This is a genomic window from Massilia sp. Soil_C_3, assembly GCF_057657035.1.
In genome coordinates this window covers 268,231-289,496 of record NZ_JBDGJG010000005.1, presented here as the reverse complement: position 1 = coordinate 289,496, position 21,266 = coordinate 268,231, and the positions used below count along the sequence as shown (strand labels likewise).

At 68.6% G+C, this 21,266-nt stretch carries 13 protein-coding genes; 3 read left to right on the top strand and 10 right to left on the bottom strand.

Annotated features, from left to right (window positions below; translation table 11 throughout):
* Nucleotides 1-11: 11 nt before the first annotated feature.
* The gene (locus tag AC3A6F_RS11900; RefSeq protein WP_487680909.1) at nucleotides 12-620 is read left to right on the top strand and encodes a DedA family protein; all 609 of its coding nucleotides are present in this window, start codon (nucleotides 12-14) and stop codon (nucleotides 618-620) included.
* 3 nt (nucleotides 621-623) lie between these two features.
* Here the strand turns inward: AC3A6F_RS11900 and AC3A6F_RS11895 are convergent, their stop codons facing one another.
* The 7 genes from AC3A6F_RS11895 to AC3A6F_RS11865 form a co-directional block, all read right to left on the bottom strand.
* A complete protein-coding gene (locus tag AC3A6F_RS11895) occupies nucleotides 624-1,547 on the bottom strand; it encodes a diguanylate cyclase domain-containing protein (RefSeq protein WP_487680907.1) in 924 nt (307 codons plus the stop codon).
* Complete coding sequence (locus tag AC3A6F_RS11890; protein ID WP_487680905.1) at nucleotides 1,544-5,083, bottom strand: hybrid sensor histidine kinase/response regulator; 3,540 nt, start codon at nucleotides 5,081-5,083, stop codon at nucleotides 1,544-1,546. The genes AC3A6F_RS11895 and AC3A6F_RS11890 overlap by 4 nt, the downstream gene beginning before the upstream one ends.
* Nucleotides 5,084-5,215: 132 nt before the next feature.
* On the bottom strand, nucleotides 5,216-8,683 hold the full coding sequence (locus AC3A6F_RS11885; RefSeq protein WP_487680903.1) for a hybrid sensor histidine kinase/response regulator: 3,468 nt from the start codon (nucleotides 8,681-8,683) through the stop codon (nucleotides 5,216-5,218).
* A 2-nt stretch (nucleotides 8,684-8,685) separates the two neighbouring features.
* Nucleotides 8,686-10,086 (bottom strand): oxygenase MpaB family protein, encoded by a 1,401-nt coding sequence (locus AC3A6F_RS11880; protein ID WP_487680901.1) that lies wholly within the window; start codon nucleotides 10,084-10,086, stop codon nucleotides 8,686-8,688.
* A 47-nt stretch (nucleotides 10,087-10,133) separates the two neighbouring features.
* Nucleotides 10,134-12,383: a TonB-dependent receptor gene (locus AC3A6F_RS11875; RefSeq protein WP_487680899.1), complete on the bottom strand. Its 2,250-nt coding sequence runs from the start codon at nucleotides 12,381-12,383 to the stop codon at nucleotides 10,134-10,136.
* A gap of 255 nt (nucleotides 12,384-12,638) precedes the next feature.
* Nucleotides 12,639-14,252 (bottom strand): methyl-accepting chemotaxis protein, encoded by a 1,614-nt coding sequence (locus tag AC3A6F_RS11870; RefSeq protein WP_487680897.1) that lies wholly within the window; start codon nucleotides 14,250-14,252, stop codon nucleotides 12,639-12,641.
* A gap of 208 nt (nucleotides 14,253-14,460) precedes the next feature.
* The gene (locus tag AC3A6F_RS11865) at nucleotides 14,461-16,059 is read right to left on the bottom strand and encodes a methyl-accepting chemotaxis protein (RefSeq protein ID WP_487680896.1); all 1,599 of its coding nucleotides are present in this window, start codon (nucleotides 16,057-16,059) and stop codon (nucleotides 14,461-14,463) included.
* A 272-nt stretch (nucleotides 16,060-16,331) separates the two neighbouring features.
* Between AC3A6F_RS11865 and AC3A6F_RS11860 the strand changes: the two genes are divergently transcribed.
* Together AC3A6F_RS11860 and AC3A6F_RS11855 are read left to right on the top strand one after the other, a co-directional pair.
* Nucleotides 16,332-16,706, top strand: a complete 375-nt coding sequence (locus AC3A6F_RS11860) for a hypothetical protein (protein ID WP_487680894.1) — start codon at nucleotides 16,332-16,334, stop codon at nucleotides 16,704-16,706.
* Nucleotides 16,707-16,799: 93 nt separating this feature from the next.
* Complete coding sequence (locus tag AC3A6F_RS11855) at nucleotides 16,800-17,444, top strand: TetR/AcrR family transcriptional regulator (RefSeq protein WP_487680892.1); 645 nt, start codon at nucleotides 16,800-16,802, stop codon at nucleotides 17,442-17,444.
* A gap of 36 nt (nucleotides 17,445-17,480) precedes the next feature.
* On the opposite strand, the gene lpdA is transcribed toward AC3A6F_RS11855, so the two are convergent.
* The 3 genes from lpdA to AC3A6F_RS11840 are packed head-to-tail and all read right to left on the bottom strand — an operon-like array spanning nucleotide 17,481 to nucleotide 21,241.
* A complete protein-coding gene (gene lpdA, locus AC3A6F_RS11850; RefSeq protein WP_487680890.1) occupies nucleotides 17,481-18,875 on the bottom strand; it encodes a dihydrolipoyl dehydrogenase in 1,395 nt (464 codons plus the stop codon).
* A 4-nt stretch (nucleotides 18,876-18,879) separates the two neighbouring features.
* Nucleotides 18,880-20,226, bottom strand: coding sequence for a dihydrolipoamide acetyltransferase family protein (locus AC3A6F_RS11845; RefSeq protein WP_487680888.1), 1,347 nt, complete (start codon nucleotides 20,224-20,226; stop codon nucleotides 18,880-18,882).
* A 4-nt stretch (nucleotides 20,227-20,230) separates the two neighbouring features.
* On the bottom strand, nucleotides 20,231-21,241 hold the full coding sequence (locus AC3A6F_RS11840) for an alpha-ketoacid dehydrogenase subunit beta (RefSeq protein WP_487681293.1): 1,011 nt from the start codon (nucleotides 21,239-21,241) through the stop codon (nucleotides 20,231-20,233).
* Nucleotides 21,242-21,266: the final 25 nt, after the last annotated feature.

The following is a 21,266-nucleotide window of genomic DNA, read 5'->3' as shown; positions in this document are numbered from 1 at the left end:
GGGAGTGCCCCGTGTTCGACTTCATCACCGAATTCATGCAGAGCGGCGGTTATCTGGCCGTGTTCGCCCTGATGGCGTTGGAAAATATTTTCCCGCCGATCCCGTCCGAACTCATCATGCCGTTTGCCGGCTTCGTCGCCGCGCGCGGCGACCTGAGCGTGTTCGGCGTGCTGATCGCTGGGACGGCGGGCTCGGTGGCCGGGGCCTTGCCCTGGTATTACGCCGGCAAGATCTACGGCAAGGAGCGCCTGGAAAAATTTGCCGACAAGCATGCGCGCTGGCTGACCGTGACCCACGGCGACATCGAGCATGCGATGGAATCATTCGAGAAGCATGGACGCAAGGTCGTGCTGTTCGGGCGCCTGATCCCGGCCATTCGCACCCTGATCTCGGTGCCGGCCGGCCTGGCCGGCATGCCGATGGGACAGTTCTTGCTGTACTCGACGGTGGGTTCGCTGGTCTGGACCGGCATCCTGACCGGTGCCGGCTACATGCTGGAAAGCCAGTATGAACGGGTGGCGCAATATGTCGATCCGGTGTCGAAGGCGATCCTGATCGGCCTGCTAGGCTGGTATCTGTACCGGGTGGCGACTTTCAAGAAGCGCGCCAAGGCGCAGTAATCGTCAGACGGTAGCGTCGCCGTCGCGCCACCACACCTGGTTGCGTCCGCTCTGCTTGGCGCGGTACAGCTGGGCATCGGCCACCTCGAACAGCTCGGCTTGCCCTTCGTCGCCCTCCGGATCGAGCGTGGCGCCACCGATACTCACCGTCACCAGCGGCGCCACGCCCGACGCCTCGTGCGCGATGTTCAGGGCGATCACAGCCTCGCGCACCGCTTCCGCAACCCGGCGTGCTTCGAGCGCGTCGGTTTCGGGCATCAGGAGCAGCAATTCCTCGCCGCCGTAGCGCGCAGCCAGGTCGCCCGGGCGACGCATGGCGGCGCCGGCCACCCGCGCCACCGAGCGCAGCGCGCGGTCGCCGGCCGGATGGCCGTAGCGGTCGTTGAACTGCTTGAAGGCGTCGATGTCGAGCAGGGCCAGCGACAGCGGACGCCCCGAACGCCGTGCACGCTGCCATTCGAGGCCGTACATCTCATCGAAGCGGCGGCGGTTGGCCAGTTCGGTCAGGCCGTCGATGTTCGCGAGCCGTTCCAGCATGCGGCGCTGGCGCACCACCTGCAGGTGCAGCGCCACGCGCGCCATCACCACGGTCTGGTTGAAGGGCTTGACGATATAGTCCGAGGCGCCCATCTTGAGGCCGTTGGCCTCGTCCTCGGGGCGGTCCAGGCCCGAGATGAAGATTACCGAGATATGGGCCGTCTGCGGGGCGTCGCGCAGGCGGCGCAGCACCTCATAGCCGTCCATGTCGGGCATCATCACGTCCAGCAGGATCAGGTCGGGCAGGTGGCGCGCGGCGCGCTCCAGGGTCTGGGCGCCGTTACGGGCCAGCAGCACCGTGTATTCGGGCTTGAGCAACTCGCCCAGCACTTCGCGATTGATGGCGTCGTCGTCCGCCACCAGCACCTTCTGGCTCTCCACTAAGTTCATCGGCTACTTTCGAGGCTGAGGCCATGACTGATATCGAGTTGCGCCGCCAGCGCATACAGCGGCGCCAGCGCGGCAGCATACTCGATATCGGCGACCGCGCGCCGCACGCCATCGAGCGCGGCGTCGTACAGGTCCGGGTCGACGTTGGCCGCGAGCAGCGCTTCGAGCTGGGCCAGCCCGTCCTCGGCGCGCGCATCGTCGCTGCGCAGGTGGTCCTCGAGGCGGGCGATGACCGCCGCCAGCGCCTTTGGATCGCTCGGCTTGGGCAGGGTGGCGGCGGCCAGCTGGGCCAGGCCCGCCAGCACCGATTCGGCGGCCGCCACCAGCGCCGGCACCTGGATGCCGACCCGTTCCAGCTGGCCGGCGCGCAGGTCCTGTTCCAGGCGGCTGGCGGCGCCGGCCAGCTCGAAGGCGCCGACGTAGGCGGCGCTCGACTTCAGGTTGTGCGCCAGCCCCTGCAGGCGCATATGGTCGCCCGCCGCGAGCGCGTCGCGCAGGATGCGCGGTGCACCCGCGTATTCGCGCACGAAGCTGCCGGCGCGCTTTTCCAGGCGGCGGCGCTGGCCGTCGACCTTGTCCAGGGCCAGGCGCCAGTCGATGCCGGGCACCGCCGGCAGCGCCGCCAGCGCGAGGTCCTGGCCGAGCCCCCCGATCTGCGCCGCCGGCTGGACGCCGGGCTCGAGCCCCTGCAGCGGCGGGCGTCCTTCCAGGCGCGCCGGGTCGATCCACTTGAGCAGGGTGCAGAACAGCAGGTCGGGATCGATCGGCTTGGTGACATGGTCGTTCATGCCGGCCAGGCGGCTCAGCGCGCGGTCGCTGGCCAGCGCATGCGCGGTCATGGCCACGATCGGCAGTTCGCGCAGGCGCGCGTCGAGGCGGATTTCGCGGGTCGCCGTGAGGCCGTCCATTTCGGGCATCTGGATGTCCATCAGCACCAGGTCGTAGTCGCCGGCGCGGGCCATGCGCACCGCTTCCACGCCGTTGAAGGCGACGTCCACCTGCATGCTGGCGGCGGCCATGAATTCGAGCGCCACCTCGCGGTTGTTGGCATTGTCCTCGGCGAGCAGGATGCGCGCGCCATCCAGGCGCGGCAGGTCGGCCATGGCCGGTAAATATTTTTCCATAGGTTCGATGGGGCCGAGCTGCGGGTGCAGGGCTTGCAGCAGGCTGTGATAGAGGAGTGCAGGACCGACCGGCTTGTGCAGGAAGGCGTCGACCGGCAGTTCGCCTTCCTCTTCCATCACGGTCTCGCGGGTGCAGGCCGAGATCATCAGGATCGCGGGCGGTGGGCAGTCGTGCCCGTGGTCTTGCGCGCAGCGGCGGATGCGGCGGATCGTCTCCATCCCGTCCAGCCCCGGCATCAGGTAATCCATCAGCACGACCTGGTAGGGTTGGCCGGCGGCGTCCGCGCGCGCCAGCAGCGCCAGGCAATCCTCGCCCGAGGCCGCGGTGTCGGCCCGCACGCCGAGCCCGGCCAGCATCTCGGACAGCGCGCTGCGGGCGGTGGCGCTATCGTCCACCACCAGCGCGCGCACGTCCTGCAACAGCGCCTGGCGCACAGGGGCGGCGGCGGACTGGCCAGTGGCGATCCCGAGCGGCACGCTGAAGGTGAAGCAGCTGCCCTTGCGCGGCGTGCTGCGCACCGCGATGTCGCCGCCCATGAGTTCCACCAGCTGGCGCGAGATCGACAGGCCAAGGCCGGTGCCTCCATACTTGCGGGTGGTCGAGCTGTCGGCCTGGCTGAACGACTGGAACAGGCGCCCGATGGCCTCCTCGGTCATGCCGATTCCGGTGTCGCTGACCGAGAACGCCAGCGTCACGCGCCCAGCGACTGACTTCACCGCATCGACCGCCACGACGATCTCGCCATGCTCGGTGAACTTAACGGCGTTGCCGGTCAGGTTGATCAGCACCTGGCCCACGCGCAGCGGGTCGCCGACCAGGTGGGTCGGCACATCCGGCCCCACGCGGAACACCAGCTCGAGGCCCTTGGCTTCGGCCTTGACCGCAGTGAGGCTGGACAGGTGTTCGAGCAGCTCGTTCAGGTCAAACTGCACTTCCTCGAGATGCAGTTTACCGGCTTCGATGCGCGAGAAGTCGAGGATGTCGTTGATGATGCCCATCAGGTGTTCGCTCGCGCCGAGGATCTTGCCCAGGTAGTTGCGCAGGGCGGGCGCCGGTTCGCTCATCAGGGCCAGCCGGCTCATGCCGATGATGGCATTCATCGGCGTGCGGATCTCGTGGCTCATATTGGCCAGGAATTCGGATTTCATGCGGGTGCTGGCCTCGGCGCGCAGCATCGCTTCGCGGATCGCCTTGGTGCGCAGCCCCAGGATGCGCATGAAGACCAGCATGTCGAAGGTGCTGCCGAATACCAGCGCGTGCATGGTCCAGAAGTTGGCCGGCAGCCTGCCGTTGATCAGCTGGGCGGTGACCAGCGCGCAGGCGAAGGCGCCGGCCCAGCCGATCAGGAAATAGGTGCCGACCATGTCGCCGGCGCGCGCGCGGCGGAAGGCGCCGGGCAGGCCGAGCAGCATCGGCAGGATGCCCAGCGTGCCGACGATCATGACTAGGTAGCGATGGCTGATCAGGCCAAGGCCGAAGCCCAGCGCCGTCACCATGCACAGGGCGGCCAGGGTCTTCATCAGGAGACTGAAGATGCGGTCGCGCCCGGGGCGGGCCAGCGACTGCTCGACGAACAGGTAGGCCCCGCACGAGGCCAGGATCGATGCGATGCCGGCGCCGTGTTCGAGCAGCCAGGCGTTGCCGGGCCAGACGTACTGGCCGGCGATCCCGAACCACGCGGCCGAGTACACGGTCACCCCGGCCGCCAGCAGCGCGTACTTGCCGAACAGGTGGTCGCGCAGCGTGATCCACTGGCCGATCGCGTACAGGAACAGGGTGATGCGCAGCCCCAGCAACAGCCCTTGCAGGATCTGCTCGCCCAGCGCATTGGGCAGCACGGCATGCGGCTGCATGAACGTGATCGGCAGGATCTTGGGGCCCACCGAGCGCACGCGCAGCAAGACCGTGTAATCGGCGCCGGGCGTCAGGCGCAGCAGGGCGCCCGGCACCCGGCCGGCGAGGGATTCGCCGGAAGGCGCCTGCATGCGGCCCAAGCTGGCGATTTTTTCGAGGCCCGCGGGGCGGGCCAGGTAGACATCCAGTTCGTCGAGCAGGGCATAGTCGACCTGCAGGACCCAGCCATTGGTGGCGTCCTTCGGCACCGTCACCGGGATGCGCAGCCAGGTGGTCCCGGGCAGCATGCCCAGGCTGGCGTAGGCGGTGCGCGGCTGTTCGAAGCGCTCCGGCGCCGCCAGCGCGGCCGCCGCGTCCAGCCGGTTGTCCGCGTCGTGCAGGACCGTCACGGCCGGCCAGGCCTCGATCACCTGGGCGTCGCGCGCCAGCTGCAGCGGCGCCGCCTGCGCCGGCTGCATGCAGAGCACCAGAAGGGCCAGCACGAGCGCGAGCGCCATCGCCAGGCGCGGGAAGGCGCCAGGGGCCGGTGAGTGAGGGGTGGATGACGTGAAGGTCATGAATCTTTCGGTAGAAGCGGCGGGCGAACCGCCCGGCAGTCTAGCAGGAAGACCCTGCCGTGGACAGTGCCAATGCGCCCCCGGGCCGGTGTGCCGCGCGGCACGGTAGCGCGGCGCAGTACCGGCCCGATGCTAGACGCTGCCCGCCGCCTGGGGCGTCAGCTGCCGGGCCAGGCGCGCCAGCGGCGCGAGCGCGGCTTCGTATTCGACCTCGTCGATCGCGCGCCGCAGCGGGGCCAGCTCCTGGGCGTAGGGGCCACCGGCCAGCAGTGCCTCGAGCTGGTCCAGCGCGTCCTCGGCACGCGCGTCGTCGGCGCGCAGCCAGGCCTCCATGCGGGCGAATACCTCCGCCAGTGCCTGTGGATCGGACGGCTGCGGCCGGCCGGCGGCCGCCAGCTGGGCCAGGCCGGCCAGCACCGGCCCGGCGGCGGCGATCAGCGCCGGCACCTGGACCCCGATCCGTTCATGCAGCCCGGCGCGCAGGTCCTGGTCGAGGCGGCCGGCGGCAGCGGACAGCTCGAAGGCGCCGATATAGGCCGCGCTCGACTTGAGGTTGTGCGCCAGCGACTGCATGCGCGCATGGTCGCCGCCGTTCAGCGCTTCGCGCAGGATGTCGGGCGCGCTGCCGTACTCGCGCACGAAACTGCCGGCGCGCTTCTCGAGCCGGCTGCGCTGGCCGTCGACATTGTCCAGGGCCAGGCGCCAGTCGATGCCCGGCACGGCCGGCAGGGCGCGCGCGGCGGTCGCCGACGCCGCCGTCTCCGACTCTTGCCGGGAAGCCTGCGGAATGGCGCGGCCGGCCAGGCGGGCCGGGTCGATCCACTTGAGCAGGGTGCAGAACAGCAGGTCGGGGTCGATCGGCTTGGTGACGTGGTCGTTCATGCCGGCCAGGCGGCTTTGCGCGCGGTCGCTGGCCATGGCGTGCGCCGTCATGGCCACGATCGGCAGCGTGCGCAGGCGTGGATCGAGGCGGATCTCGCGCGTGGCGGCGTGGCCGTCCAGCTCCGGCATCTGGATGTCCATCAGCACCAGGTCGTAGTCGCCTTCGCGCGCCATGCGCACCGCTTCCACGCCGTTGAAGGCGACGTCGACCTGCATGCGCGCGGCCGCCATGAAGTCGAGCGCGACCTCGCGGTTGTTGGCGTTGTCCTCGGCCAGCAGGATGCGCGCACCGTCCAGGCGCGGCAGGTCGGCCATGATGCCCGGCGGCTTGCGGTTGGCGCCTTCGTTGATGCTGTCATGAAACGGCGCGGCCTGCGGATGCAGCACCTGCAGCATGCTGTGGTACAGCAGCGCGGGGCCGACCGGCTTGTTGAGGAAGGCGTCGACCGGCAGTTCCCCGGCCGTTTCCAGCACCGCCTCGCGGCCGACGGCCGACACCATCAGGATCGCCGGCGGCGTGGCCCCGGCCACGTAGGCCGGGATGCGACGGATGGTGGCGATGCCGTCCAGGTGGGGCATCAGATAGTCCATCAGCACGATCTGGTAGGGGCGGCCTTCGGCCTGGGCCGCGGCCAGCATGCGCAGGCATTCCTCGCCCGAGGCTGCGCTGTCGGCCTGCGCGCCGAAGGTGTCGAGCATCTCGGCCAGCGCGGCGCGCGCGCTGGCGCTGTCGTCGACCACCAGCGCGCGCAGGTCGGTCAGGATCGCCGGACGCAGCGCGCCTGCGCCGCCCTGGCCGTCGTCGATCCCCAGCGGGACGGTGAAGGTGAAGCAGCTGCCGGCGCCGGGCGTGCTCTGGACCGAGATCGTCCCGCTCATGAGTTCGACCAGCTGGCGCGAGATCGACAGGCCCAGGCCAGTGCCGCCGTATTGGCGGGTGGTCGAGCTGTCGGCCTGGGTGAAGGAGTCGAACAGGTATTCGAGCTGGCCGGCGGTCATGCCGATGCCGGTGTCATTGACCGAGAACGCCAGCATGACCCGGCCGTCGCCGGCCGCACCGGGCCGCGCCTCGACCGCGACCACGATCTCGCCGCGTTCGGTGAACTTGACGGCGTTGCCGGTCAGGTTGATCAGCACCTGGCCCAGGCGCAGCGGATCGCCCACCAGCCGCGCCGGTACACCCGGCCCGACCCGGAACACCAGCTCGATGCCCTTGGCGTCGGTTTTCACCCCGACCAGGTTGGACAGCTGTTCGAGCATCTCGTCGAGCGAGAACGGCACCGCCTCGACCAACATCTTGCCGGCCGCGATCTTCGAGTGGTCGAGGATGTCGTTGATGATGCCCAGCAGGTGTTCGCCGGCGCCCAGGATCTTGGAGACGTAGTTGCGCAGCCTGGGGTTCGGGTCGGCCATCAGGGCCAGCCGGCTCATGCCGATGATGGCGTTCATCGGGGTGCGGATCTCGTGGCTCATATTGGCCAGGAACTCGGACTTCATGCGCGCCTCGGTCTCGGCGCGCTGCATCGCCTCGCGCAGCGCCTTGGCGCGCAGGCTCAGGATGCGCATGAAGACCAGCATGTCGAAGGTGATCCCCAGCTGCAGCGAGTGGGCGGTCCAGAAGTTGACGGGCACCTCGCCGGCGGCGAGCAGGGTCTGGGTGATCGTGCCGCCGTAGCTGGCCACCCAGCTGATCAGGAAATAGGTGCCGATCGCGTCGCGTTCGCGCATGCGCCGGAACGCCGCCGGCACGCCCAGCAGCATCGGCACCGCGCCGACGGTGGAGGTGATGACGATCATCGGCAGGTGCGCGATCCAGTCGAAGGCCCAGGCCACGGCGGACAGCGCGCAGATCGCCGCGCCGCTGCGCATCACGATCCGGAATTTGCGGTCGCGTCCGGGCCGCGCCATGATCTGCTCGACGAACAGGTAGGCGCCGACCGAGCCGATCATCGACGCGATCCCCATCATATGCTCGCTGAGCCACAAATGATCGCGCCACAGGAACTGCTCGGCCGTGCCGTACCAGATGGTGAGGTAGACGGTCAGGCCGCCGATGAACAGCGCATACTTGAAGAACAGCGCGTCGCGCAGGGTCACCCACTGCCCCAGGCTGTAGAGTACGAGGCAGATGGCGATGCCGAACAGCAGTCCCTGCAGCATCTGTTCTTCGAGCGAGACGCGATGGAAGGCGTCCGGGTGGAAGAAAGTCACCGGCAGCAGCTTCGGACCGCGCGACTGCACCCGTACCAGCAGGGTGTAGTCGTGGCCCGGCGTGAGCTCGAGCGCGATCGCGGGCACGCGTCCCTTAAGGGCGCCTTCCATGTCCTGGCGCCGGCCGGTGGCGGCCAGCTTGCGCAGATCAGTGCCCTCGACCAGGTAGACGTCGAGGTATTCCAGCAGCGCGACGTCGAATTGCACCACCCAGTTCGAGGGCGCATCCGCAGCGACGCGGAACGGGATCCGGATCCAGCTCGGCGCCGGATGCAGGCCCAGGGTGCCATACGCCTTGTCGGGCGCCGTGAAGCGTTCCGGCGCGGCCAGGGCGCCGGCCGCGTCCAGGGTCTTGCTGGTGTCGCGCAGCAGGCTCGCCGCGGGCCAGCCTTCCACCGCCGGGGTGTCGGCGGCCAGGAGCGCTACGCTGGCGGGGGCAGCGCCGGCGGCGCCGGCGGACAGGAAAAGGCAGAGCGCCAGGCCGAGGAAGAAGGACAGGGCGCGCATGCTCAAGCCGCCCGTTTGTCCGCGTCGGCGTCAGCGCTCGCGTCCGCAGCAGGCCGTGTGCCGTGCCCGGCCAGCTTCGCCTCGAGCCGGTTCATCCAGCGCGGGGCGCGCGGGTCGTAACGCCACTGGCCGAGCGCATCCTGCACCTGGACCAGCAGCGCGTCGGGCAGGCGCAGGGGCCGGGTCTGGTCCATCAGAAAGCGGGTCACCAGGCGGTAGCCGAAGGCGCGCGTGAGCATGCGGCTGATCGAGAAGCCCGGCACCAGGAGGCGCACGGTGGCGTCGATGGCGCGCACCAGGGCCAGGCCGCATGTAAACACGAGCCGCGACAACAGCGGCTGGCGCTTGTTCAGTCCCAGGTCGGCGCTGGCGTCGCGTCCGCACAGGTGGCGCGTGAGCAGGGTGGGGAAGGGCTTGAACAGGCGCAGTTCAATCTCGTCTTCCATGGCGCGCATCAGCGCCGCCGCCAGGGCCGGACGCGAATCCGGCGCGCGCACCAGTTCCCGGCCGCGCGCCTGGATGTCCTGGAACGCCTGCTGCGCCTGTTCCATGTTCTCGGGCATCAGGGCGCGCTCGATGCCGAGCATGTGACCCAGGACGTTCCAGGCATGCAGGTAGTCTTCCTCGTCCCGGCGCTCCAGGCCCAGGCCCAGCTTGCGCAGGCTGCGCAGGAACACATAGTGGAAGGTCAGCAGCGTATAGGCCAGCTCTTCCTGGTTGCACGGCAGGCCGTTGCGCGCGGTATCCCAGCCGTGGGCATACAGCGTGTGATAGATGCCGCCGCCGGCCGGCAGGAGCGGCCGCACGGGACCGGCGCCGAGCGAATCCTCGGGCGAACCGCGCAGGATCAGGTGGCGGATGGTGGCGTGGATCAGCCTGACCTTCAGCGCCTGGGCCACACCGGCGCCCTCGCTGGCGGTCAGCCCGCCCGCCAGCATCACAGGGAAGATCATGGCGGCGGTGGCGCGTACCCGGTAGTCGGTGTGCGCCTCGAGCTGGCCGGCGGCGTGCAGCACGGCCGACAGGTCGGGCAGCACATAGCATTCGGGCAGGCTGGCGCAGAACAGCAGGGTGCAGGACAGCATGCTCATGTCCATGAACAGGCTTTCCGCGCGCGCGATGCGCTCCGGCTCGGCCCACGCGGGCAGGGCCAGGCAGCCGGCCAGGTAATCCTTCAGCGCCGCCGCGGCGCGCGGATCGAGGCCGGGGCCCGGCTGCCAGTGCGCCAGGCCGCCATTGCTGTCCCAGCGCGCCAGCTCGCGATTGACGGCGGCGATGCGTTCGGCCAGCTCCTGCGGCCCGTCGGCGCCTGCCAGCATGCCGGCGACGGCAAGATCGGCGGGCGGATCGGCGCGCATGGACGGCGAAGGCGCGGAAGGCAGATGGGGTGCATCGCGGTGCATATGGTCTCCTGCTACGGCGGTAAATATCGTTGGAATGCGGCCCTGGGTCAGAAGCGCAGGTCCAGGCGCACGTCGGCGGTGCGCGGCGCGGTCGGCGTGGCCATGCCGAAGCTGTCGATCAGCGACGGCCGCACCGAGTTCTCGAGATTGCGCACCCGCGCCAACAGACTCCAGTTCGCCGCCTCCGGCTGGTAGCGCAGGGTGGCATCGGTCGTGGTATGCGCCGGGATGCGGTATTCCAGCAGGTTGCTCGGGATCGTGATCGCGTAATCGGCGCTGCGGCGCGAGAACACACCGGCATGCAGCTGCCCGTCCAGCAGCTGGAAGCGGTGCTCGTAGCCCAGGGTGTAGACGTGGCTCGGCGCGCGGTCCAGCTTGCGGCCGGCCCAGGACACGCCGACGTTCGGGTGATAGGCCGCGTAGTGGGCGTCGAGGAAGGTAGCGCCGTAGCGCAGGCGCCCGTTGGCGCCGACCCGCAGTTCGCCGTCCAGCTCCAGGCCGCGCGAGCGGGCCTGGCCGGCATTGCCCGTCAACAGGCGCGGGGCGCCCGAGACGATCGCATTGCTGCTCAGCTGCAGATTGGTGTAGTCGTAGTAGAAGGCGGCGGCGTTGAAACTGAGCCGCCCGTCCAGCAGGCGCGACTTGAGGCCGGCCTCCCAGGCGCGCAATTGCTCGGGCTGGTAATACAGGTAATCCTGCTCGACCGCGGCGACGGCCGGGCAGGCGACGCCGCCGACATTGGCGCCGGCCACGCAGCCGTCGTTGAAACCGCCGGCCTTGTAGCCGGTCGCCAGGCTGCCGTACAGCAGCGTGCCAGGGGCCAGGTCATATTCGGCGCCCAGGCGCCAGGTGGTGCGCGAGGTAGACAGCTCGGCGGCGTTCGGCAGGCGGCGGTCGGTGGCCGGGTTGAAAACCGGTCCCTGCTGGAAGTCGGTCGATCCGACGCGGTCCTTGTCATCCTGGGTACGGCGCGCGCCGGCCGTCAGGCGCAGCCCGTCCAGCACGCGCCAGGTCAGCTGGCCGAAGACTGCGCGGCTTTCTGCCTGGGTGTGCAGCGGGAACGAGTAATACGGCGGCAGGCCGACCGGCTGCAGGCCCTGGAAGGCATACGAGGTGTTCGAGTCTTCGCTGAAATAGTACAGGCCGGCCTGTGCGCTGAGCGGACCGCTGCCATTGGTAGCGATGCGCAGCTCGTGCGAATCCTGCTCGTTGTGGCCATCGTAGTTGTTGACCACGCCGAGAGCCAGCGTCGGGGCCACGCGGTAATAGTAGTTCTGGCGGATTGCCTGGTCCAGCTTGCGGTGCGAGCCCAGGTAATACACGGTGGCCGGACCGAGGTCCCAGCTCAGGTCGGCCGACAGGCCGCGCGCGCGGCGGTCGTGCCAGCCCTGCACCGGGGTCATGTTCGGCGGGCGGAAGCTGTTGGTCAGGCGCTCGTCGGTGGTGCTGTCACGCCACACTGGCCGGCCGCTGGCCACGCCGGTGAAGAAGTTGGTGTCGGGGACGATGCGGTCGTTATTGCCTTCGGTCTCGCCGTGGTCGTAGCGCACCACCAGGGTCGCGTCGCGGTTGAGCTTGAGTTTGGCGGAGAGGCGCGCATCGCGTTCGTCGCGGTCCATGCCCGGACGGTGCGGCGTGCCCTGGCCGTTGTTCAGGAATGGGTCCTGGCGCAGCTGGCTCACGGCAGCGCGCACCGACAGCGCCTCGTTGACGGGGACGTTGATCACGCCGTCGACCTTGCGCCGTCCATAGGTGCCGGCCTCGAGGTCGAGCGCGCCTTCGAGGCGGTCGGTCGGGGCGTTCGAGATCACGTTGACCAGGCCAGCGGTGGTATTGCGGCCGTACAGGGTGCCCTGCGGGCCGCGCAGCACTTCGATGCGGTCGACGTCGAGCAGGTTGGCGCTCTGGCCGGCCGGACGGGCGATATAGACGCCGTCGAGCATGAAGGCAGCCGATGGGTCGCCCTTGTCGGTGGTGTCGTTGTTGCTGATGCCGCGGATCGTGACGCGCAGGCCCGAGAAGGCCTGGTCGATGTGCACGTTCGGAAGGCGCGGACCGATGTCGGCCGGGCTGATGGCGCCGAGGTCGCGCAACTGCTCGCCGGTGACGACGCTGACTGCGACCGGGGTACGCGACGCCAGAGACGCGGTGCGCTGGGCGGTGACGACGACTTCCGGCAGGGCCGTGTCATTGTCCTGCGTAGGGGGAACTTGCTGGGCGTGGGCGATGCTGCAGACGATACCGGATACCGCCGCCACCAGCAGCTTTTGCGCTGGGCGGACTTGCATTGCTTTCATGAGACGACTCCTGTGTAGACCGATGCTTACCCGTCCTGGGTAGAACATCCTCTTATTGTTCTTTTTAGCAAATAGAATTGCGTCAGAGGATGCAAAGTCTGCCAGTCTAGCAGTTCGTGACTACAGGCAATAGTGTCCTGTAAGTTATTGAACAAAAGTGCGACCAGAATGCAACGCTGGACGCTGCTTTCTGGTCGAACGATCAATGCGACAGGTGTGTTTGTCTTGCGTAAAACCTATCGCCGTGGCGCGGCCTCAAGCCGCCAACGCGGGACGCGCGGCGAGCGCCGTGCGGCGTGCAGACGCCGGCGCGCTGACGCCGTGTTCCAACCGGAAGGTGCCGACCACCGCGGACAGCTGCGCCGCCTGGCCGCGCATCGCATCGGCGGCGGCAGCCGCTTCTTCGACCAGGGCCGCGTTCTGCTGGGTCACGCGGTCCATCTCGACGATGGCGGTATTGACCTGCTCGATGCCGGCGCCTTGCTCTTCGCTGGCGGCGGCGATCTCGCCCATGATCACGGTGACCTGCTCGATGCTCTGGACGATCTGCTCCATGGTGGCGCCGGCGCGCGCCACCTGCTGCGTGCCTTGCTGGACCTGGCCGACCGAATCGTCGATCAGGCTCTTGATCTCCTTGGCCGCCGCGGCCGAGCGGTGGGCCAGGGTGCGCACCTCGCCGGCGACGACCGCGAAACCACGGCCTTGCTCGCCGGCGCGGGCCGCTTCGACCGCCGCATTCAGGGCCAGGATATTGGTCTGGAAGGCGATGCCGTCGATGACGCCGATGATGTCGACGATGCGCTGCGACGAAGCGTCGATGCGGCCCATGGTGCCGACCACCTCGGCCACCATGCGGCCGCCTTCGCCGGCCACGCCGGCGGCGGTGGCGGCCAGGCCGTTGGCGCGTCGGGCGTGCTCGGTGTTCTGGCGCACGGTCGAGGTGAGTTCTTCCATCGAGGCCGCGGTTTCTTCCAGCGAGCCGGCCTGCTGTTCGGTACGGCTCGACAAATCCTGGTTGCCGCTCGCGATCTCGTCCGAGGCGGTGGCGATGGTGACGGTGCCGTCGCGCACCTGGCCGACGATGGACGCCAAGCTGCCGTTCATGCGCGACAGCGCCGACATCAGCTGGCCGACCTCGTCGCCGCGCTCGAGCACCTGGCGGCTGAACCGGCTGGTCAGGTCGCCGCCGGCCACGCGCTCGGCCACCTCGACCGCCTGGCGCAGCGGCGCCGTGATCGAGCGGCTGATAAACCAGGCGCAGGCGGCGCCCAGCAGCAGGGCCGCGCCGCCCAGCGTGAACAGGATCACGCGGGTGCTGGCGTAAGACGCCAGGATAGCCTGGGCCACGCCGTCGGCGGCGATAATCTGCATATTGGCGAACTTGTCGACCGTGGCCAGGTAGGACACGGTGCGTGGACTCAGCTGATCACGGTAGATATCGTCGAGCCGGGCGCGATTGTCTTCGCGCTTGGCCTGGAACAGGGCGTCGCGCGCGGCCATGTAGCCGAGGCGTTCTTCCTTGACGAGCTTGAACTGGTCGCGCACGGCTGGGTTGCGCAGCGATTCCTCGATGTCCTTCTGCAGCACGTTGGACCGGCTGGTGATCGCCTGGCGCTTGGGGCCGACCACGTCAAGGATGGCTGCGTCGGACGCATAGTAGACGGTTTCATTGATGGCGCTGTTGATTTCGATGTTGCGGCGCCACTCGGCGACGCTGCGCTGGTTCTTGATGCTGGTATTGACCAGGCGGTCGGTCAGGTCCGCCGCCGATTGCATGCGCGTGAGGGCGGTGGCGCTCATGGCGAGCAAGAGTATGAGAACAATGGCAAAGCCAAGGCCCAGGCGGGCGCCGATATTCAGTTTTTTCACGAGGGTAGTTTCCAGTCTGCTTGGTGACTGCAGGCTGGCCGCGGGCGCGGCCGGACCGGCAAGCGCCGCGCGCGGCGCCATATAGTAGACCCCTAGTATAACCCGCAAAACCGGCAAGACAATTGCATTGCGGCAAATTTGCAACATGCGTAGTACTACGCATGTTGCAATTTGCCGTAGCGGCAGGCCGCCGCCGTGGGCCGATCCGTCAGGCCGGCAGGGCGGCGCGTACCGGTTGCTGCTGCGGCGCAGTCCTGGCGGCTTCACCAGTCCCGAGGCGGAAGGTGCCGACCACGGCCGACAGCTGCCCGGCCTGCTCGCGCATCGCATCGGCAGCGGCGGCCGCCTGTTCGACCAGGGCCGCGTTCTGCTGGGTCACCCGGTCCATCTCGGCGATGGCGGTGTTGACCTGTTCGATGCCGGCGCTTTGCTCTTCGCTGGCGGCGGCGATCTCGCCCATGATCACCGTGACCTGGCGGATGCCGTCCACGATCTGCCCCATGGTCGCGCCGGCGCGCGCCACCTGCTGCGTGCCTTGCTGGACCTGGTTCACCGAATCGTCGATCAGGCCCTTGATTTCCTTGGCCGCGGCGGCCGAGCGGTGGGCCAGGGTGCGCACCTCGCCGGCGACGACCGCGAAACCACGCCCTTGCTCGCCGGCGCGGGCCGCTTCGACCGCCGCATTCAAGGCCAGGATATTGGTCTGGAAGGCGATGCCGTCGATGACGCCGATGATGTCGACGATGCGCTGCGACGAGGCGTCGATGCGGCCCATGGTGCCGACCACGTCGTCCACCATCTTGCCGCCTTCGCCGGCCACGCCGGCGGCGCTGGCGGCCAGTCCGTTGGCGCGGCGCGCATGCTCGGTGTTCTGGCGCACGGTGGACGTGAGTTCTTCCATCGAGGCCGCGGTTTCTTCCAGCGAGCCGGCCTGCTGCTCGGTGCGGCTCGACAGGTCCTGGTTGCCGCTGGCGATTTCGCCGGATGCCTGCGCGATCGCCGCGCTGCCGTCGCGCACCTGGCCGACGATGGTGGCCAGGCTGCCGTTCATGCGGCTCAGCGCCTCCATCAGCTGCGCGACCTCGTCGCGGCCCTGTGCCTCGACCCGGCTGCCCAGGTCGCCGTCGGCCACGCGCTCGGCCACTTCGACCGCCCGGCGCAGCGGCGCGGTGATCGAACGGGTGATGAACCAGGCGAAGCCGGCGCCCAGGGCGACGGCGGCCACGGCGAGCACCAGCAGGATGATGCGGGTCTCGGCGTAGGACGCCAGGATGGTGGCGCCAACGCCGGCGGTGGCCGTGCCCTGGCGCGTGGCGAATTCTGTCAGCGCGGCCTCGAAGGCGTGGGCGCGCGGCACGAACTGCACGTTATAGGCCTGATCGAGGCGGGCCGGATCGCCCGCCAGCTTGGCCTCGAGCACGGCGTCGCGCGCGCCGTCATAGGCCCCGCGCAATTCCTTGGCCCGGTCGAGGAACACGCGCACCTTCGGGTTGAGCAGGTTGGCGTCGACGTCGGCCTGCAGGGCTTCGGCCTGGCGCACGTTGGCGCGCAGGCGTGGTTCGAGCTGCGCCACCACGCCGGCGTCATGCGCATGGTAGATGGTGCCGATCATGGCATCGTTTACCTCGATCACCTTGCGCCATTCCGAGGTCGTGAACTGGTTCTTGGTGCTGGTGTTGACCAGGCGGTAGGTCAGGTCGCCCGCGGTCTGCATGCGGGTGAGGGAAGTGGCGGCCATGGTCAGCAGCAGGGCGAGGACGACGGCAAAGGCGAGCCCCAGGCGGGCGCCAATTTTTAGATTCTTCACTGGATAGTCTTTCTTGGTTGGCGGCGCGGCCGTCGGCTCGCGAGGGGCGAGACGCAAGCGGAGCCGCATCAGAGGCATCAATCGAGATGCGCAAACCGATAGTGTATCGCAATAATCAGACTTATGTTGCTTAGCAGCAAAAATACGTGTTGAATCGTCATCGCCATAGCCGGGCGCGCCAACTCCTACAGGCCGCGAGGCAGTCCGCCTATTGCCGTCATGCGCCGGGCGGCTAAGATGGGTACCACATTATTGAACATGAGGAGATCACCATGTCGACGCACAACGAAGGCAAGGATGTGAAGGGGCGCAGCTGGGACCAGGTCACCAATGGCACCACCAGCGCGGCAACTATGGGCGCCGGATCCACAGGTGAGGTCGGCTCCAATGCCGAGCGCAAGGATCCGGCCCAGCGCGAGCGCGATGGCGCAATGCAGCAAAGCGGCCAGGGAAGCGCCGCCGGCCGCACCGACGACCTGCTGGCTGGCGGCTCGAACGACGAGCAGTCCGACCGGGGTTTCCAGGGTGGCGGCAACCGCCAATCGGGGCCCGCGGGCAATCGGGACGCTGAACGCCAGAATAAGGCAGGCGCGGCCGATGCCGACGACGACGAGTACTACCAGGGTACTGCACGGAGCCAGCCTTAGTTCGATGTCCGCGCCAGGCCGTATCGCCTGGCGCGGATACCGACACTCATCGCATTTTGATAACCAACGGCAAGTTGTGTCAAAATGTGAGGGATGAACCCAGAGCTTTCCACTACCTCCACGCTCACGCGCTCCTACCGCGGCCAGTCGCAGGAGCAGCGCCGCGCCGAGCGCCGCAGCCGCCTGATCGCGGGCGCCATCGCCGTCTACGGCGAGCGCGGCTACCATCAGGCGACGGTGAAGGCGGTCTGCGAGGCGGCCGGCCTGACCGAACGTTATTTCTACGAGTCTTTCGCCAATAGCGAAGCGCTGCTGATCGATTCCTACAATGCCGTCACCTACGGCGTGCTGGGCGAGATCCTGCGTGCGGGCGAGGCGGCAGGACGCGCCCGGGTAGCGCGCTCGCGCGCGATGCTGCACGCGTATTTCGCGGCCCTGCAGCGCGAGCCGCAGTCGGCGCGCGTGTTCCTGGTCGAGATCCGGGGCGTGAGTCGCGCCGTGGACCAGGCGTTCGACGCTTCGCTGCGCGCGATCGGCCGCGAAGTGGCGCGCGTGGCGGGGTCCGGCGCCGCAGACGACGAATTACTGCAGGCAGGCGTGATCGGGGGCGTGATCCACATTGCCCTGCGCTGGATCGAAGATGGCTACCAGCCGCCGATCGAGGGCGCGGTCGACACGGCGCTGCGCCTTGGCACGGCGCTGGCCGCGCCGCCGCGCACCCGCCGCCGGCCCGCATGAGCCGGAACACCGCCCCGCATGGGGCGGCGCATCTGCTCAGATGTGCAGGGCGTGGCCGAGCGCGCGCAGCGCGGCTTCCTGCACCGCCTCGCCCAGCGTCGGGTGGGCGTGGATCGTACGGGCGACGTCTTCCAGCTGGGCGCCCAGCTCGATCGACTGGGTGAAGCCGGCCGCCAGTTCCGAGACGCCGACACCCACCGCCTGCCAGCCGAGGATCAGGTGGTTGTCCTTGCGCGCCACCACGCGCACGAAGCCATCCGTACTCTCGATCGTCATCGCGCGGCCGTTGGCGCTGAACGGGAAGCTGGCCTGGATGGCATCGATGCCGGCCGCTTGCGCCTCTGACGGCGACATGCCGGCCACCACGATCTCGGGATCGGTGTAGCACACCGCCGGAATCGCCGCCGGCTGGAACCAGCGGCGCTTGCCGGCGATGATCTCGGCCACCATCTCGCCCTGCGCCATGGCGCGGTGGGCCAGCATCGGCTCGCCCGTGAGGTCGCCGATCGCCCATACATTGCGCATCGAGGTGCGGCATTGTTCGTCGACCTTGATCGCGCGGCCGGCCATGTCGAGCATCAGGTTTTCCAGGCCCCAGCCGGTGGTTGCCGGCTTGCGGCCGACGGCCACCAGTACCTTGTCGGCTTCCAGGTAGGCTTCCACGCCGGAGGCGTCCCGCACTTTTACCCGCTCGCCTTCCATGCCCAGTACCGACGTCGCCAGGCGCAGCTCGACGCCGAGGCGCTCGAGCGACTTGGCCACCGGCTTGACCAGCTCGGCGTCATAGGCCGGCAGGATACGCTCCGCCGCCTCGACCACCGTCACCTGGCTGCCCAGCTTGCGGTAGGCCGTGCCCAGCTCCAGGCCGATATAGCCGGCGCCGACGACCACCAGGCGGCGCGGGACGCTGTCCTGCGACAGCGCCTCGGTCGACGAGATCACCAGTCCGCCGAAAGGCATGAACGGCAGCTCGACGGCCTGCGAACCGCTGGCCAGCAGCAGGTGTTCGCAGCGGATGCGCACCGTTTCCTGTCCCTCGGCCTCCACCTCGACCGTCTTGCCGTCCAGGACCCTGGCCCAGCCGTGCACTACGCGCACACCTTGTTTCTTGAGCAGGGCGCCGACGCCGCCCGTGAGGCGCCTGACGACGCCGTCCTTCCAGGCCACGGTGCGCCCCAGGTCGATTCTTGGACTCTCGACGCTGATGCCGAGCGGCGATTCCTGGGCCGCATAGGTGGCGGTCTTGTGGTACTCGTCGGCCGCGTGGATCAGCGCCTTCGACGGAATGCAGCCAATGTTCAGGCAGGTGCCGCCGGGGTTCGCGCCTTCGACCACGATGGCCGGGATGCCCAGCTGGCCGGCGCGGATGCCGGCCACGTAGCCGCCGGGGCCGCCACCGATGATCAGTAAGGTCGTGTTGATCGTCTCCATCGGTTCACTCCACGAACAGGGTTGCTGGGAACTCGAGGTAGCCCCGGATCGCCTGCACGAACTGGGCCGCCACCATGCCATCGATCACGCGATGGTCGAACGACGACGACAGGTTCATCATCTTGCGCGCCACCATGGCGCCATCCCGGATCACCGGACGGTCGACGATGCGGTTGACGCCGACGATGGCGACTTCAGGGCGGTTGATCACCGGCGTGGTGACGATGCCGCCCAGGGCGCCGAGGCTGGTGATCGTGATGGTGGAGCCGGTCAGTTCGTCGCGCGTCGCCTTGCCAGTGCGCGCGGCGTCGGCCAGGCGCGAAATTTCGGCCGCGCTCGACCATGGGTCACGCGACTCGGCGTGGCGCACCACCGGCACCATCAGGCCATTGTCGGTCTGGGCCGCGATGCCGATGTGGGCCGCGTCATAGGTGGTGAGCAGGTTCTTGTCGTCGTCGTAGCGCGCGCTCATCATCGGATAGCTGCGCAGGGCGAGCACCACGGCGCGCATCAGCAGCGGCAGCAGGGTCAGCTTGCCGCGTTCCGCCCCGTAGCGGGCGTTCAGTTGCACGCGCAGCGCTTCGAGTTCGGTGACGTCGACTTCTTCGACATAGGTGAAGTGCGGGATGTTGCGCTTGGCTTCCTGCATCTTCTCGGCGATCTTGCGGCGCAGGCCGATCACTTGCGTCGCGTGTTCGCCATGCTGCTCGGCGTACCGTTCGTCGGGGCCGCCATTGGCCGCGCCGCCGCGGTGGCCGGCCACGTGGGCGTCCAGGTCGGCGTGGGTGATGCGGCCGGCCGGGCCGCTGCCGGCCACGAACTGCAGCTCGACGCCCAGGTCCCAGGCGCGCTGGCGCACGGCCGGCGGGGCCAGCGGTTTCTCGCCTTCGGCGCGCAGCTGGGGCGCGCCCTTCGACACTGGCGCCGGTCGCGCGGCCGGCGCCGCCCTGGATGCAGGGGCGGGGGCCGGGGCAGGCGCTACTGCGGATGCTTCATTGGCCGCCACGGCTGCGAGTAGCGGCTCGGCGACTTCTTCGGCCGGCGCGGTGGCGGCGGCTGTCCTGACCGGCTCCTGGCTGGCTGCGCCCTTGTCCTTCAGGTTGCCGGCGCCCTCGACTTCGAGGCGGATCAGCTCCGCACCGACGGCCAGCGACTGGCCGATCGCACCGCCCAGGCTCGTGATGGTGCCCGCGACCGGCGACGGGATCTCGACCGTCGCCTTGTCGGTCATGACGTCGGCCAGCACCTGGTCTTCCTTGACGACGTCGCCCGGTTGAACGTGCCAGGCCACCACTTCGACTTCGGCGATGCCTTCGCCGAGGTCAGGCATCTTGATAACGTGAATACCCATTGAATCAACCCTCCATCACGCGAGTCAAGGCCGCGCCGACACGGTCGGGCCCCGGGAAATAAGCCCACTCCTGCGCATGCGGATACGGGGTGTCCCAGCCGGCGACGCGCCCGATCGGGGCCTCCAGCTGGTAGAAGCAGTGCTCTTGCACCAGCGCCGCCAGTTCGGCGCCGAAGCCGCTGGTCTGCGTCGCCTCGTGCACGATCACGCAGCGCCCGGTCTTCTTGACCGAGTCGACGATGGTGTCGAGGTCGAGCGGCCAGATACTGCGCAGGTCGATCACCTCGGCATCGACGCCCGATTCGCGCGCCGCCGCTTCGGCGACCCAGACCATGGTGCCGTAGGCCAGCACGGTGACGTCGTTGCCGGGGCGGACGATGGCAGCTTTATCCAGGTCGACGGTGTAGTAACCCGTTGGGACGTCGCCCTTCGGATGGCCGGACCAGGGCACGACCGGACGGTCGTGGTGGCCATCAAAAGGACCATTGTAAAGACGTTTCGGTTCCAGGAAGATCACCGGATCGTCGTTCTCGATCGAGGCGATCAAGAGGCCCTTGGCGTCGTAGGGGTTCGAGGGCATCACGGTGCGCAGGCCGCACACGTGGGTGAAGAAGGCCTCGGGGCTCTGGCTATGGGTCTGGCCGCCGTAGATGCCGCCGCCGCAAGGCATGCGGATCACCATCGACGCGGTGAATTCGCCGGCCGAGCGGTAGCGCAGGCGCGCCGCCTCGGACACGATCTGGTCGGTCGCCGGATAAAAATAGTCGGCGAACTGGATCTCGACCACGGGGCGCAGGCCATAAGCGGCCATGCCGACCGCGGTGCCGACGATGCCGCCTTCCGAGATCGGGGCGTCGAACACGCGCGACTTGCCATACTTCGCTTGCAGGCCGTCGGTAACGCGGAACACGCCGCCAAAGTAGCCGACGTCCTGGCCATACACCACGACGTTGCCGTCGCGTTCCATCATCACGTCCATGGCCGAGCGCAGTGCCTGGATCATGGTCATCGGCATCGTTGCGATGTCCTTCGGTTGATCG